15 protein-coding genes are annotated in these 14925 nt (G+C 65.3%); 1 reads left to right on the top strand and 14 read right to left on the bottom strand.

Features of this window, described 5'->3' with window-relative positions:
- From trbL to HWW87_RS22395, 13 genes are all read right to left on the bottom strand, one after another.
- Positions 1-1377, bottom strand: a complete 1377-nt coding sequence (trbL, locus tag HWW87_RS22455) for a P-type conjugative transfer protein TrbL (RefSeq protein ID WP_175822208.1) — start codon at positions 1375-1377, stop codon at positions 1-3.
- Positions 1374-1667, bottom strand: coding sequence for a hypothetical protein (locus HWW87_RS22450; protein ID WP_175822207.1), 294 nt, complete (start codon positions 1665-1667; stop codon positions 1374-1376). The genes trbL and HWW87_RS22450 overlap by 4 nt, the downstream gene beginning before the upstream one ends.
- Before the next feature lie 11 nt (positions 1668-1678).
- The gene (gene trbJ / locus HWW87_RS22445; RefSeq protein ID WP_175822206.1) at positions 1679-2407 is read right to left on the bottom strand and encodes a P-type conjugative transfer protein TrbJ; all 729 of its coding nucleotides are present in this window, start codon (positions 2405-2407) and stop codon (positions 1679-1681) included.
- Complete coding sequence (gene trbE / locus HWW87_RS22440; RefSeq protein WP_175822205.1) at positions 2404-4854, bottom strand: conjugal transfer protein TrbE; 2451 nt, start codon at positions 4852-4854, stop codon at positions 2404-2406. The genes trbJ and trbE overlap by 4 nt, the downstream gene beginning before the upstream one ends.
- Positions 4855-4869: 15 nt before the next feature.
- Positions 4870-5139, bottom strand: a complete 270-nt coding sequence (locus tag HWW87_RS22435; RefSeq protein WP_175822204.1) for a VirB3 family type IV secretion system protein — start codon at positions 5137-5139, stop codon at positions 4870-4872.
- The gene (locus HWW87_RS22430) at positions 5136-5519 is read right to left on the bottom strand and encodes a TrbC/VirB2 family protein (RefSeq protein WP_175822203.1); all 384 of its coding nucleotides are present in this window, start codon (positions 5517-5519) and stop codon (positions 5136-5138) included. The genes HWW87_RS22435 and HWW87_RS22430 overlap by 4 nt, the downstream gene beginning before the upstream one ends.
- Positions 5516-6544, bottom strand: coding sequence for a P-type conjugative transfer ATPase TrbB (gene trbB / locus HWW87_RS22425; protein WP_175822202.1), 1029 nt, complete (start codon positions 6542-6544; stop codon positions 5516-5518). Before trbB ends, HWW87_RS22430 begins: the two co-directional genes overlap by 4 nt.
- A complete protein-coding gene (locus HWW87_RS22420; protein ID WP_175822201.1) occupies positions 6541-7005 on the bottom strand; it encodes a ribbon-helix-helix protein, CopG family in 465 nt (154 codons plus the stop codon). The genes trbB and HWW87_RS22420 overlap by 4 nt, the downstream gene beginning before the upstream one ends.
- Entirely contained in the window at positions 7002-9002 is a 2001-nt protein-coding gene (locus HWW87_RS22415; RefSeq protein WP_175822200.1) for a conjugal transfer protein TraG, read from the bottom strand. Before HWW87_RS22415 ends, HWW87_RS22420 begins: the two co-directional genes overlap by 4 nt.
- A gap of 221 nt (positions 9003-9223) precedes the next feature.
- Positions 9224-9475, bottom strand: a complete 252-nt coding sequence (locus HWW87_RS22410; RefSeq protein WP_175822199.1) for an EexN family lipoprotein — start codon at positions 9473-9475, stop codon at positions 9224-9226.
- The gene (locus HWW87_RS22405) at positions 9472-10416 is read right to left on the bottom strand and encodes a LysR family transcriptional regulator (protein WP_175822387.1); all 945 of its coding nucleotides are present in this window, start codon (positions 10414-10416) and stop codon (positions 9472-9474) included. The genes HWW87_RS22410 and HWW87_RS22405 overlap by 4 nt, the downstream gene beginning before the upstream one ends.
- Before the next feature lie 22 nt (positions 10417-10438).
- The gene (locus tag HWW87_RS22400; RefSeq protein WP_175822198.1) at positions 10439-11374 is read right to left on the bottom strand and encodes an alpha/beta hydrolase; all 936 of its coding nucleotides are present in this window, start codon (positions 11372-11374) and stop codon (positions 10439-10441) included.
- Between the two features lie 11 nt (positions 11375-11385).
- Complete coding sequence (locus HWW87_RS22395) at positions 11386-12573, bottom strand: MFS transporter (RefSeq protein WP_175822197.1); 1188 nt, start codon at positions 12571-12573, stop codon at positions 11386-11388.
- A 23-nt stretch (positions 12574-12596) separates the two neighbouring features.
- Between HWW87_RS22395 and HWW87_RS22390 the strand changes: the two genes are divergently transcribed.
- Positions 12597-13640: a LysR family transcriptional regulator gene (locus HWW87_RS22390; protein WP_244107323.1), complete on the top strand. Its 1044-nt coding sequence runs from the start codon at positions 12597-12599 to the stop codon at positions 13638-13640.
- 97 nt (positions 13641-13737) lie between these two features.
- Here the strand turns inward: HWW87_RS22390 and HWW87_RS22385 are convergent, their stop codons facing one another.
- Positions 13738-14919: an MFS transporter gene (locus HWW87_RS22385; protein ID WP_244107322.1), complete on the bottom strand. Its 1182-nt coding sequence runs from the start codon at positions 14917-14919 to the stop codon at positions 13738-13740.
- Positions 14920-14925: the final 6 nt, after the last annotated feature.

The following is a 14925-nucleotide window of genomic DNA, read 5'->3' as shown; positions in this document are numbered from 1 at the left end:
TCATTCGTCTGATTGGCCCAGGCTTGGGCCTTGTGCCGAGCCGCCGCCATCGCCACCGCGCAACGTGTGCGCAGCGGTGGTCGCGGCATGGCTGATCTGCTGGCGGCGATGCAGCCGCTTGGCCCAGGCGGGTTGCGATTGGTCGGTGGTGTTGGCGGCGGCTTCACCGGATGCAGCAGCACCGGGCGCTGCACCACCGCTACCGGATGCGGCGCTGTCCGCGCCGTCCGAACGGAAAGCGGCGGCAGCACGTTGGCCGAAGGCGCGCGCGCCATCGGCGGCCTTTTGGCCGACTGCCTGTGCGCCGGTCTTGGCGACGTTGCCCAGGCCCGCCATCGCGCCTTTCGCACCGCCGCCGGCTGCGGCAGAACCGGCCTGGAATGCCGAGCCAGCACTGCCCGCCGTGGATGCCGCCATGCGCGCGCCCTTGCCGAGCGCACTGGCGGCGGCTGGCGCAATACGCGCCCCAGCCACGACCGCACCGCCGACGCCCGTAGCTGCCGCGCCGATAGCGACAGCGGTGCCGGCTGCGCCCACGGCGGCACCGGCCATCGCGCCCGCGCCGAGCTGCGGTGCGCCGGACACGAGGCCCGTCGCGATGCCCGGCCCGTAGATGCCAAGCGCGAGCAACGCGAGTGAGGCCAGCATCACGACCAGCGCATGGTCGATGGACGGCTCGGCCGGCGTCGTCGGGAACTCCGCGAACAGGCCCGTGCCGATGCCGACGATGACGGCCAGCACCAGTACCTTGATGCCCGCCGACACCACATTGCCGAGCACTTTTTCGGCAAGGAACGCGGTCTTGTTCCAGAGCGCGAACGGCACCAGCACGAAGCCGGCGAGCGTGGTCAGCTTGAACTCGATGAGCGTGATGAAAAGCTGCACCGCCAGCACGAAGAAGCAGACGATGACGGTCAGCCAGGCGAGGAACATCACGACGATGGGCGTGATGTTGATGAACACCTCGGGGAAGCCGGCCATGTCGCTGATCTGTTCGAGGATCGGCATACCGGCGTCGATGCCGGTCTTGGCGAGATGCCCCGGTTGCAGGAACGTCTCCATGCTCACGGCCGAGCCGGTGGCCGTCAGGCCCAGGCCGGCGAACGAGCGAAAAACGACGCCGGACAGTATGTTGAAGTTGCCGATGATGTAGGCGAAGGCGCCGACGTAGAGCACCTTGCGGATGAGCTTCGCCATCACGTCTTCACCCTGGCCGGTGGCGTGCCCCAGTGCCCAATAGAGGCCGGCCAGCGTCATGTCGATGACCACCAGCGTCGCGGTCAGAAATCCCACTTCACCGCGCAACAGACCCAAGCCCGAGTCGATGTACGTCGAGAAGACGTTGAGGAAATGGTCAATGATCGAAACGTCGTTCATGGCCGTTGCTCCGTCGATTCGCTGGGGCCGTCGAAGCTGGCCGGAATGGGCGGCAGGTCGGCGAGCGTCTGGTATTCGTCAGGCTGGGCCTGCCCGGAGAGGAAGCGGCGCAGGTCGGCTTCCGCGACCCGCGCGCAGAACGCCGCGTCATGCTCACCACGCCGGCATTGCGCGCGCAGCGCATGCAGCCGCCCCGGGTCGGCGGCCAGCACATCGACCGACAGCGCCTGCGGCCGGTCGCAACCGGCCAGCAGGCACGCGAAGGTGAACAAAGCGGGAGCGCGTTTCATGGCCGTGTCCGTCAGTTGCCGTAGAAGTTCACGGTCTGCGGCGTGTACGGTGTGCCGGTGCCGAGGAACCGTTGCGTGATGACGCGGCCCTGTTCGACGGCGGCAGCCTGCCGCGCTAGTTCCAGTGCCGTTGCGCGCCCCTGCGTGAGCTGGAGCTGCTGCGTCTGGATCGACTGCTTGGCCTGCAAGGCCAGAAGCTGATTGGTCGCCTGCTGGGCCTGCAAGGCGCCGGTGGCCGATTGGCTCTGGCTCACGAGATCGGTCAGCACGCCTTCGTCGCTGGTCACGTTCTGCGATACCTGCGCCTGCATCTGCATCGTGGTCTGCAAGCCGTTGAGCGTGTTCTGCCAACGCTGATGTGCGTCCTGGTACATCTGATTGCCGCTCACGGTTGCTGCGTACTGCTGCGGGTACAACTGCGCGAACTGCTGATCCATGCTCTGCACCTGGAACGCCAGCCCTTGTGCCTGCGTGATGAGCTGCTGCGTGGTCGCCAGGTTCGTACGCAACTGGCTGACCACGTTGAACGGCAGGCTCTCCAAGTTGCGAGCCTGATTTATCAGCGACTGCGCCTGGTTCTGGAGTTGCCTGACCTGGTTGTTGATCTGTTCCAGCGTGCGCGCGGCCGTCATCGTGTTCTGCACGAGGTTGGTCGCGTCGATGACGGCCCATTGAGCGTGTGCGGCCGGCATGACGCCGACGAACGCCGCGACAGCAAGGGCAAGCAGGCGAATTTTCACGGCGAAACCTCCAGCGGTTGAGGAGCGAGGAAGGACGCGGCGGATGGCGCGGACGGCAACAGGTCGGCCGCCCAATCGAGGCCGCGATGACGCAGCCACGCGCCGGCGAAGCCGGGAGTGCCGGCTTGCGTCAGCACACGGTCGATGTCGCGTTGGTCTTGCGGTGTGGATGCGCCAGCGAACGCGAGCGTGACCGGCCCCAGGTCGAGGTCGAACAGGCGATTGCCTGCGCGGGATTGGTAGTAGTAATCGCGCTTGGGCTGTGCGGTGGCGACGATTTCGATTTGGCGGCTGTTGAGGCCGAAGCCTTCGTAGATCGTCCGAATCTGCGGCTCGGTCGCCTGCGGGTTCGGCAAGAAGATGCGACTGGCGCAGCTCTCGATGATCGCGGGCGCGATGCTCGAATCCTTGATGTCGGCGAGCGACTGCGTGGCGAAGATGACGCTGACGTTCTTCTTGCGCAGCGTCTTGAGCCACTGGCGGATGCGCGCGGCGAACACCGGGTCATCGAGGAACAGCCAGGATTCGTCGAGGATCAGCAGCGTCGGCGCACCATCGAACCACTCATCGAAGCGCGCGAACAGATAGCCCAGCACGGCCAGAACGGCGGCCTTGCTGTGCATCAGTTCCTCCATCTCGAAACACTGCACGTCGGCGGAACCGAGCCGGTCGTGATCGGCGTCGAGCAGCTTGCCGTGCGCGCCACCGAGCACATAGGGCGCGAGCGCCTGCCGAAGCGCGTTCGATTGCAGCAGTACCGACAGGCCGGTGAGCGTGCGCTGTTCGAGCGGCGCGCCGGCAAGGCTACCGAGCGCCGACCAGATGGATGCCTTCTCGTCCGGGCCGATGGCGATGCCTTCGTGCAGCAATCGGCCTTCGACCCATTCGGCCGCCCAGGTGCGATAGCTCTCCTGATCGATACGTGCGAGCGGCTGAAACGCGATCGCGCCATCAGCGCCGAGGTCGTAATACTCACCATCCAGGCCCAGCGCCGTCGCCCGCATCGAGCGGCCCATGTCGAAGGCGAAGATGCGCGAGCCGGGATAGCGGCGGAACTGCATCGCCAGCGTGGCGAGCAGGACGGACTTGCCCATGCCGGTCGGGCCGGCAATCAGTGTGTGTCCCACGTCGCCGATGTGCGTCACCAGCCGGAACGGCGTGGCGCCTTCGGTGCGGGTAACGATCAGCGGCGGGCCGCCGAGATGCTCGTTCTTCTCCGGCCCGGCCCATACCGCCGACACCGGCATCAGGTGCGCGAGGTTCAGCGTCGAGACGATGGGCTGGCGCACGTTGGCGTAGGCATTGCCCGGCACCGACGACAGCCACGCCTCCACCGAATTGAGGGTTTCGGGGATCGTCACGAAGCCGCGGCTCTGAATCACGCGCTCCACCATGCGCAGCTTTTCGTCGGCTGTATCGGCGTCGGTATCGAGCACGGTCACGGTTGCGGTGACGAAACCGAAGGCGACCTGATCGCTACCGAGTTCCTGCATCGCGGCGTCCGCATCGGCCGACTTGTTGCTGGCGTCGGTATCGACCAGCGGGCTTTCCTGCTGGAAGATCGTTTCGCGCAGCAAGGCGAGCACGTTCTTGCGCTTGGCGAACCACTGGCGGCGCAGGCGGCCCAACTCCTTCTCGGCCTCGGCTTTGTCGAGGCAAAGGAACCGGGTTGACCAGCGGTAGGCGAAACCGAGCCGGTTGAGGTCGTCCAGAATCCCCGGCCAGGTCGAGGTCGGGAACCCGCGCACCGTGACGACGCGCAGGTGCTGGTCGCCCAGCATCGGCGCGAGGCCACCGACCAGCGGCATGTCGGCCAGCAGTGCGTCGAGATGGAATGGCACTTCCGGCACACCGATGCGGTAGCGCCGTGTCGAGACGGTCGCGTGCAGGTAGGTCAGCGTTTCGGCGTCATCGAGCCAGTCGATTTCCGGCATCACGCCGTCGAGCAGATCGAAGACACGCGCGGTTTCCGCGACGAACGCGGTCAGGCGTTCGCGCCAGTTCACGCCGGACGTAGGCGTGTTTTCGTACAGCAGTTTTGCGGCGCGTGCGCGCGATTCCTCCGGTGGCAGGTATTGCAGCGTGAGGTGATAGCCGCTCTCGAAGTGGTTGCTCGATTCCTCGAAGGTCGCTCGGCGTTCCTCGTCCACCAGCCAGGACAGCGGTTCGGGAAAATCCGAGTGCGGATAGTCCGCCGCCGGCCGGCGTTCGGCTTCGACGAACAGCGCCCAGCCAGCACCGAGCCGACGCAGCGCGTTGTTCAAGCGCGCAGTAGTAGCGATCAGTTCGCCTTGCGTCGCGCTGTCCAGATCAGGGCCACGGAATCGCGCCGTGCGCTGGAAACTGCCGTCCTTGTTCAAGACGACACCCGGCGCGACGAGGCCGGCCCACGGCAGCCAGTCCGCAAGCAGCGCGGGACGATGGCGGTATTCGGCGAGGTTGAGCATCGCGGCGTTCTCCCGTCACACGTCCAGCAGTGGTTTGTGCCGGAGGTGTCGGGCGAACACCTGCATGAACTGCGCGTCCACGCGCGCGCCCCACATGGCAAGCGAATGGCCGACGATCCAGAGCGCGACACCGGGAATCCAGAGTTGCAGGCCAAGCCCGACCGCACCGGAGAGAGTGCCGTTGGCAATCGCTACGGTGCGCGGTGCGCCGCCCATCAGAATCGGCTCGGTCAGCGAGCGATGCAGTGGCACCTCGAAGCCCGGAAGATCATTGGCCGTGCTCATACGACGGCCCCGCCGGAGAAGCTGAAGAACGAGAGGAAGAAGCTCGATGCGGCGAACGCGATGGACAGGCCGAACACGATCTGGATGAGCTTGCGAAAGCCGCCGCTGGTATCGCCGAAGGCCAGTGCCAGGCCGGTCGAAATGATGATGAGCACCGCAACGATCTTGGCGACCGGCCCCTGGATCGAATCGAGGATGGATTGCAGCGGCGTTTCCCACGGCATCGACGAACCGGACGCCTTCGCCGTGCCGGCCGCCATCACCATGACGGCGGCCGACAGCAGGCCGTGGTGCGCCGGCGCGGCCAGACGGCGCAGGCGCGCGAGGATGGAAACCGGATTTACGGAAAAACGGAAAGCAGCGGCGTGCATCTGCATCATGGCAGTTCTCCAGCGTGGTCAGGGGATGGGAAAGACAGCGGCAGCTCGGGATGTGGCAGCGGCTCCAGTGCGTCCGCGAGGCGGTAGCCCATGCCATCGAAACCGACGACGCGGGCGATGCTCTCGATGCGGCGCTTGCGGCCGCGGCCGGCGATGTGGATGACGACGTTGACTGCCTCGGCGATGAGCGCACGCGGCGGATTCACGGCCACTTCGAGAATCAGTTGTTCGAGGCGCAGCAGCGCGCCCACGGCCGAGCCGGCGTGAATCGTGGCGATGCCGCCGGGGTGGCCCGTGCCCCACACCTTGATGAGATCCAGCGCCTCGCCGCCACGCACCTCGCCGACGATCACGCGGTCGGGGCGCAGGCGCATCGTGGCGCGCACCAGCTCGGTCATCGACACGACGCCGACGCGGGTGCGCAGCGGTACGTGATCGCGTGCCGCGCATTGCAGTTCGACGGTGTCTTCGAGTACCAGCACGCGGTCGCCCGTGGCGGCGATTTCCGCGAGCAAGGCATTGGCGAGCGTGGTCTTGCCGGTGCTGGTGCCGCCAGCGATGAGAATGTTCTGCCGGTCGCGCACAGCGGCGCACAGGAACGTGGCCTGTTCGGCGGTCATCATTCCGTCGGCGACGTAGCGATCCAGCGGAATGACGCCGACCGCGCGCTTGCGTAGCGCGAAGGCCGGGCCAGGAGCCGCCGGCGGCAGGATGCCCTCGAAGCGTTCGCCGGTTTCCGGCAGTTCGGCGGTCAGGAGCGGCCGGCCGTGATGCACTTCCGCGCCGACATGGGCCGCGACCAGGCGGATGATGCGTTCGCCGTCTTCTTCCGACAGTTCCGCGCCCATCGGCGCGCGGCCGGTGGACAACCGATCCACCCATAGGGAGTGGTCGGGGTTGAGCATGATTTCCACCACGTCCGGGTCTTCGAGCGCGGCGGCGATCAGCGGCCCCATCGCCGTGCGCAACATGCGGATGCGTCGGTCGAGCGACGTGGCTACAAAGGACTGCGGCACGGCGCTCATGAAGCACGCTCCTGCGCTTCGGCCAGTGCCGCCGCGTCATCGAGCCGCGCAGGGTCGGGGTTCAGTTCTTCCACCACGTCGCGCACCAAGCTGCGCCCGCGCATCAGGTGGCGGCCGAGCTGTTCGACGAACTGTTCGAAGCGCGCCTTGCCCTGTGCGCGGGCCGCTTCCTGATGGGCTTCGGGAACCGGCGTGCTGACCGTCAGGAAGTAGCGAACAAATAGCGCCAGCGTTTCGATCTCGATGTTCTGGTCGCGCTCCAGCCGCTCGAACTGGCGCGTCAGCCGGTCGAGGCGCCTGGCAATCGCCGCCTCGCGCTGGTCGCCGGCGTCGGGCGACAGCCAGGATGCGAGCGCCGCCGCGACGATGCTGGATTTCGAGACACCTTTCTTCGTCGCTAGCTCATCGAGGCGCTTGGCGTGCTCGCGCGGAATGAACAGGTTGAGGCGGTACTGGCTCATAGCTCGATCCCATCTTGTTGGTCGAGGGACGCCAGCCGGGCCGTGCGTTGCATGGCCGGGTCGAGCTGGCGGGGAAGCGGCAACGGCAGGTCGTCGTCATCGAGCAGCGCCAGGTCGTTGTCGGCCGGTTGCGGTTCGGGGCTGTATTCGGCGACTTCGGAAAGTTCTGGTTGCCGGCGCGGGCCGCCGTCGTCGGTGCAGGCATCGCCGCCCGCGAAGCCGACAGCAGCGGGCGCGACCGGAGCGGCTGGAATCGCCAGCCCACTCCAGTCGTCGGGCCGCGATGGTGGCGTATCCACATAGCGCCCAGCGACGAGCGCGGGCGGCGGCAGCACGCGGCGCTTGAAATTGGCGTCGGTGTAGTAGCGCAGCTTCTTCGCCTTGATCGGCGCGACGCTGGACACCATCACCACTTCGTCGTCGGGCGGGAGCTGCATCACTTCGCCCGGCGTCAGCAGCGGGCGTGCGGTTTCCTGACGCGACACCATCAGGTGTCCGAGCCACGGCGCGAGCCGGTGCCCAGCGTAGTTGCGCTGTGCGCGCAGTTCGGTCGCGGTGCCGAGCGTTTCGGAGATGCGCTTGGCGGTGCGTTCGTCGTTGGTGGCGAACGTCACGCGCACATGGCAGTTGTCGAGGATGGAATGGTTCTGGCCGTAGGCTTTGTCGATCTGGTTGAGCGACTGCGCGATGAGGAAGCTGCGGATGCCATAGCCGGCCATGAACGCCAGCGCCGTCTCGAAGAAATCGAGCCGGCCCAGCGCCGGGAATTCGTCGAGCATCAACAGCAGCTTGTGGCGACGTGCGATGCCATCGCTGCCGTCGAGCGATTCGGTCAGACGCCGACCAATCTGGTTGAGGATCAAGCGCACCAGTGGCTTCGTGCGGCTGATGTCCGAAGGTGGCACGACGAGGTACAGCGAGACGGGATGCTCGGACGCAATCAGGTCAGCGATGCGCCAGTCGCAGCGCGAGGTGACTTCCGCCACCGTGGGATCGCGGTACAGGCCGAGGAACGACATGGCCGTGGACAGCACGCCCGAACGCTCGTTGTCCGATTTGTTGAGCACTTCGCGCGCGGCGGAGGCGACAACAGGATGGGGCGTATCGCCGAGATGCCGCGTCGTCATCATTCGGTGCAGCGTCAGCTCGAACGGACACGCCGGATCGGACAGGAAGTTGGCGACGCCGCGCAGCGTCTTGTCCTCGCCCGCATAAAGCACATGCAGGATCGCTCCGACCAGCAGCGCGTGCGAAGTCTTCTCCCAATGGTTGCGGCGTTCGAGCGCGCCTTCGGGATCGACGAGAATGTCTGCGATGTTCTGCACGTCGCGCACTTCATGCGCACCACGCCGGACTTCGAGCAGCGGGTTGTACGCGGCCGACTTCGGATCGGTCGGGTTGAACAGCAGACAGTGCGAGAAGCGCGAACGCCAGCCGGCGGTGATCTGCCAGTTCTCACCCTTGATGTCGTGGATGACGGCAGACGCCGGCCAGCTCAACAGCGTCGGCACCACGAGGCCAACGCCCTTGCCCGAGCGCGTCGGCGCGAAAGTCAGGACGTGTTCCGGGCCTTCATGCCGCAGGTATTGCCCGCGATGCAGGCCGAGGAACACGCCGGCCGGTTTATCGAGGCCGGCCTTGTGAATGTCGGCGACTTCTGCCCAGCGCGCCGAACCATAGGTCGTGACGAGCTTCGACTGCCGTGAACGCCACACCGACATGGTGATGGCGACCAGCACGGCCACCAGGCCGCCGCCTGCCGCGATGGCACCGCCTATGCTGAAGATGCGCGGCGCATAGCCGTCGTAGAGGAACCACCACCCGAACAGCCGCCACGGGTGATAGACCGGCGTGCCGAAGAAATCGAACCAGGGCGAGCCAAGGCGTAGCTGGAAGCCCAGGGCGGCGGCTGTCCATTGTGTGGCTGCCCACACGCCGGTGAACACGATACCGAATACGACGGCAATCTGCCCGAACAGCACGCCTTGACCCTGCATCTCGGCCTCCGCTTTCTCCTGCGCAACACGCGGCACAAAGGCGTGCCGTAGTTACGAGGATTGACGTCAGGTCAAGGGACGGTCAAAGACCGTTATCGGCAGAAATATCGAGAAAAAAGCAAGATTTCGCGCAGAGGCGAACAAAAGAAAAACGCCGTAAGCAAAGGCGCATTACGGCGTATCGAGTTAGGAAATCGAAGTTTCGTGCGCATCGGCAACAATCAGAACTTCGGTGCTTCCTTCGGTGGGTTGTAGGGCGTCTTGCCGTCCCCGAGGAAACGGCGGTTCGTCGCTTCGGCCACGCGATTGCAGAGTTCGTCACCGAGCTTGGCGCGATCTGTCTTGCACTGCTGGCGCAGTTCATTCAGGCGTTCGGGGTTGGCAGCGAGCGATTTCACCGTCTCGGTCGGTTGCGATGATGGCCCACAACCTGCGAGCACTACGGCGAGCAAAAGCGGCATGGTCTTGTTCATGGCTCGATCTCCTCCGTGGTATGAGGCTTGGGATACGTGATGCGTTTGCTGATGTCGGGCGATTCGATGTCGCCAACTCGATCCATGAAATGGTTCAGGGTCTCGGAAGGCTCTTCGTTCAGACGCAGCAGGTAGGTCATGAGCATCGGCGAGCGTCCCGCGAAGGGGCGGGCTACGATGCCCTGCTCGCGGTTGGTGGCGATCTGTGATGCGCCTGCCAGTCCCAAGGCAAAGCCCGCTGCCACCAGCGCCATCATCAAGTCGAAGGATGTGACCTGTTCGGCCACTAACGGCTCTCGATCCACTGCACGTAGCACGCGGGCTACCTGCCGCGCATGTCCTTCGCATACTATCGGATCGCACAACACCAGCGGATAACGCAACACCTCATCGAGTGGGATACGCTTGTGGGTCAACAGTGGATGCCGCGTCGGCACCGCAACCATCAGCGGATCAGACCAGACCGGCACCGCCAAGATTCCATCGCCAACCTCGTCGGACTGTGCCAGCCCCACGTCGTAGAGGTCGTCGTGTAGTCCCTTGATCTGTTGCGACAGCGGCACCTCGAACAGACGGATTTCAACCTCGGGCTCCTCCTGTCGGCACAACGCAAGCAAAGCCGACAAGCGCGAAGGGGTGATGCCGTCTGACAAAGCGATGCGCAACTGACCGTGGTAGCCATTGGCCGCCGCCCTCACGCTATCGCGAGCCTGCTGCAAGGCGGCAAAGATACGGGGCACGTGCTCAAGGAACAGCTTGCCGGCTCGGGTTAGCCGCGTGCTTCGCGTCGTGCGAACAAACAACTGCACACCAAGGTCTTCCTCCAGTTCTTTGATCGCGCGGGACAACGGCGACTGCTCGATATGCAGTTTCTCGGCGGCACGAGCGAAGTGCAGTTCTTCGGCTACGGCAAGGAAACAGCGGAGGTGCCGTAGTTCCATCATTTAACCTCCGCCCTGGCGGTCATTCGGTGTGCAACGCCCGATACAGGGCATCACCGGCCTCGCACAGGGCCGTTTCTGCTTCAGCTACATGCTCGGCCATCAAGGTAAAGTCGTGAATCTGGCCAGCCCAACGCTTGAGTCGAACAGGTACGCCGGCCTGTTCCAGCGCCTGGGCATAGGCTTCGCCTTCGTCGCGCAACACGTCGTACTCGGCGGTGAAGACGGTGGCCGGCGCGAGCGCGGTTAGATCGGTTTCGAGAAGGGGCGATGAGCGCGGGTCGCTTGCGAAGTCGGCGGCAGGCAAGTAGTGCCGCCAGAACCAGCGCATCATGTCCGCCGTCAGGAAATAGCCGTCTGCGAACGTGGAATACGAAGAAGCCTCTCGGCTCCCATCCGTAACCGGGAACAGCAATAGCTGATGGCGCAACGAAATGCCTTGGTAGCGTGCCCATTGCGCCACGACGGCCGCGAAGTTCGCGCCGGAGCTGTTTCCCGCCACGGCAAGCCGCGCGGCATCTGCACCGAAGGTGGCCGCATGCTGGATGACCCAACGCAGGCTATCTTGCGCGTCCTCCACGCCGGCCGGAAACGGTGCCTCTGGCGCCAGTCGGTAATCCACCGATGCCACAACGCTGCGTGAGCGGATTGCGAGGCTTCGGCACAGGCTATTCGTGGTATCCAGGTCGCCGATGCAGAAGCCTCCACCGTGGAAGAACACGGTGATCGGTGCGGGTTCAGACGTTGACGGGATGTACAGGCGCAAGCCGATTTTCCCGGAACGTACCGCGATGCATTGTTCCTCGATCCGCAGCGACTGCGTACCCGAGGGTGTAGCACTCGCTGGGATGGCAAAACATGAGCGCAATTCGGGCGCCGTGATGCGCGTGTAGTCGATATGCGGATCGACCCGATTCCGCTCATCAAGGAAGGCCTGGACTTGAGGATGCAATGGCATGGGGGCGCTCCTTATTCCGCTGCCACGGGGCCATCGAACCGCATGGCGGGCACGCCCCGCTGCCACAGCAATGCGAGAACGGCCAGCACCGCGATGCCCAGCCCGACCCAGGCCAAGCTGGACAGTCCCCAGCTCGCCAGCGCGGCCGCGCCCAGCATCGAACCCACCACTACGCCAGCATTGAAGGCGGCGATGTTCAAGCCGGAGGCCACATCGAGCGCCTGCGGCCGGTGCCGATGCGCGAGTGCCAGGATGCGCGACTGCAAGGGCGGAATGGCGCCGTAGGTCGTCAGTCCCAGCGCCATGACCAACACCACCATCGCCGGAAAGCTGGCCTGGCCGACACCGATCAAGGCCAGCACCGCAGCGATACCGACCAACAGCCAGAGCGAGGCGCGATCCATACCCAAGCGATCGGTCATCCGTCCGCCCACGACATTGCCGATCGCTGCACCCACGCCATAGGCCAGCAGCATCACGCTTGCACCTCGAATATCGGTGCGGGTGACTTGTAGAAGCAACGGCGTGATGAAGGTATAGAGCGCGAAAGAACCGGTGTAGGACAGCAGCGGCAAGCTGGCGCCGGCAAGCAACCGTCGATCGAATAGCACCGGCAACTGCCGCCAGCCCGTGCCTGCCACGTCCAGGTCCCCCGCACCGGCCGGCATCCACCAGGCCAACCCCAGCGCGCCGATGAGTCCGCAACCGGCGATCAAGGCGAAGATCCACTGCCATGGAAGCACGCTGCCCAGCCAGGTGCCCGCCGGAACGCCCAAGGCCATGGCCACCGTGACGCCGCCGAACACCAGGGCTAGTGCCGCACCGGCGCGTTGCGGCGCCACCAATCGCGTCGCCACGCTGGACGCCACCGCGAAGAACACCCCATGCGCCAGCCCCGATAGCAAGCGAGCCACTAACAGCAGCGGTAGATGCATGGCGCACGCCGCCAGCAGATTGCCTGCGGTGAACGCCAGCATGGCGACCAGCAGCAGCCGCTTGCGTGACCAACTGGCCGCCAGTGCGGTCAATACCGGGGCGCCGACTACAACGCCGAGTGCGTAGAAGGTCACGGCTAGGCCCGCTTGGGACACGCTGGCATGCAGATCGGCCGCCAGGGCTGATGCCAGACCGATGCTTATGAATTCGGTGAAGCCGATGGCGAAAGCGCAAAGCGTGAAGATGTAGATGACGACTGGCATCGGGAAACTCCAGAGTGCGGCCTATGGCGGGGGAACCGCCGCAGGCGCAGAAAGACAAGGCGATGAGCCTTCATTCTGAGCATCCCATTTATTTCCAGAAACGAGTAAATTGGAAGAACACTTATGGCGAAATGGATCAACTCATGCAGTTGCGCAATCTTGACGATCTCGCGGTCTTCCTGAAGGTCGTGGAATGCGAGGGGTTCTCGTCCGCCGCGCGGGCGCTGGACCTGGCCCCGGCCACGGTAAGCAAGCAGATTGCGCGGCTGGAACAAGCACTGGGCGCCCGCCTGTTCGAGCGCAACACGCGGCACTTGCGCATCACTGACGAAGGCCGCGCCGTCGCCGAGCGTGCCCGCCCGGCCTTGGCCTTGCTCGAAGAGGCCGCCGACGTGGCCCGGCAGGGCGCGCAGACGTTGACGGGCATATTGCGCGTGACGGCGCCGGTGCCCCTGGGAGTGCGTTACTTGGCGACGGTCATCGCGGCCTTCCGCGAGCGTCATCCCCGGCTGGGCTTCGATTTGCAGTTGAGCGACCATGTGGTCGATCTGTACGGCGGCGATATTGACCTGGCAGTGCGAGTCGGCCAGCTCGCCGACTCCCGGCTGGTCAGCCGCAAGCTGGCCGACAGTCGGCGCATTCTGGTGGCGGCGCCGGCCTATCTGCGAGACATGGGCGCTCCTTCGCATCCCCGCGAGTTGCATCAGCACCAATGCCTGCTGTTTGCCTATCCAGGCTTGCGACAGAACCGTTGGACGCTCAAGCACAGCGTCTGCGGCGGCAGAACCGAGGTGGCGGAAGTCATGGGCGACCTGCGCAGCGACAACGGCGATGCGCTGCGCGCCTGGAGCGTTGCCGGGATGGGGATTTCGCTGCGCGAGACCTGGGATGTCGCCGATGAACTGCGCAGCGGTGCCCTGATGCGCGTCCTGCCCGAATGGGCGGAACCTGCGACGCCCATCCAAGCAGTGCGCGTCCAGCGCGACCCTGTGCCGCGCCGGATCGGCGCTTTCGTGGAGTTCTTGGCCGAACAATGGCGGGAGGCGCCGTGGGATGCAGGACAGTGACGGTTGAAGCCAACGCTGGACGGCCGCCTGAGCGAAGTGAAGTTCCTCGCCTACGGCCCGAAAGCAACGCAGTTGACGAAGCTCCATCGCTATACCCTCATCCAGGCACTTCGGTGCGTTGAGCACAGTTCTCTCGCATCTGCCAGAGCATCCAGACGATTCCCAGGCCGACGGCCACCGCACCGACCCAAGCCGTGCTGGTTAGCCCCATCGCTTCCAGGCTGGCCCCGCCTAGCAGCGAACCCAGCGCGATGCCGCCATTGAAGCCGGCGATGTTCAGTCCAGCCGCCACCGCTGGCGCCTGCGGCGCGTGGATGTGCGACAGCCCGATCACCCGCGCCTGCAAGGCCGGCACCGCCGCATAGGTCAGAGCACCCAGCAGGCCCGTCAGCAACACCATCAATGGCAACGACGACGCCGATGCCCAAATCGCCAGCAGCACCACGGCCAAGCCCACCAGTACGAGCATCACTGCGAAGTCCGCACCCTTGCGGTCGGTCAGCCGCCCGCCCCATACATTGCCGATGGCGGCCATCACGCCGTAGCCCAGCATCAAAAGGCTCGCTGTGCTTGCACTGACGTTCGTCACTTGCAGCAGGATCGGCGAAATGTAGGTGTAGACCGCGAAGGACCCCGCATACGCCAACACGGTGATGCCGGCTCCGGCCAGCAGACGTGGATTGAACATGGCTTTCAGGCCATCCATCGCATTGGCCTGCGCAGAGGTATCGTTCCGATCTGTCGGCATCAGGGCCAGCAGGCCGACGAACCCAATGGCACCACTTGCGGCCACTGCCATGAAGATGACCTGCCAGCTCAACACGCTGCCCAGGTAGGTGCCGAGCGGTACGCCCAGCGCCAGTGCCAGCGTCAGGCCGCCGAACACCACAGCCACCGCCGCGCCGGCACGATGCCGGCCCGCCAATTGGGTTGCCACGCTGGATGCTACGGCGAGAAATACCCCATGCCCCAGCCCGGAGGCGAAGCGGGCCACAAGCATGGGCGTCAGTGCATCGGACAGGCTGACCACCGCATTGCCCAGCGTGAACAGCCCCATCGCCACCAGCAGCAGCCGCTTGCGCGGCCAGCGCGTGGCGAGCGCCGTCAGGCCCGGCGCACCGATCACAGCGCCCAGCGCATAGGCTGTGACCGCCGTGCCGACCTGCGCGACGCTGGCATGCAGGTGAGCGGAAATGGTGGACACCAGCCCGATGGTGACGAACTCGGTGAAGCCCAGGGCGAACGCGCAAAGCGCGAAGACATAGATGACGAAAGGCATGCGCTC

The organism is Burkholderia sp. BCC0419 (genome assembly GCF_902830285.1).
GTDB lineage: Bacteria > Pseudomonadota > Gammaproteobacteria > Burkholderiales > Burkholderiaceae > Burkholderia.
This window is presented reverse-complemented; position numbering and strand designations above follow the sequence as displayed.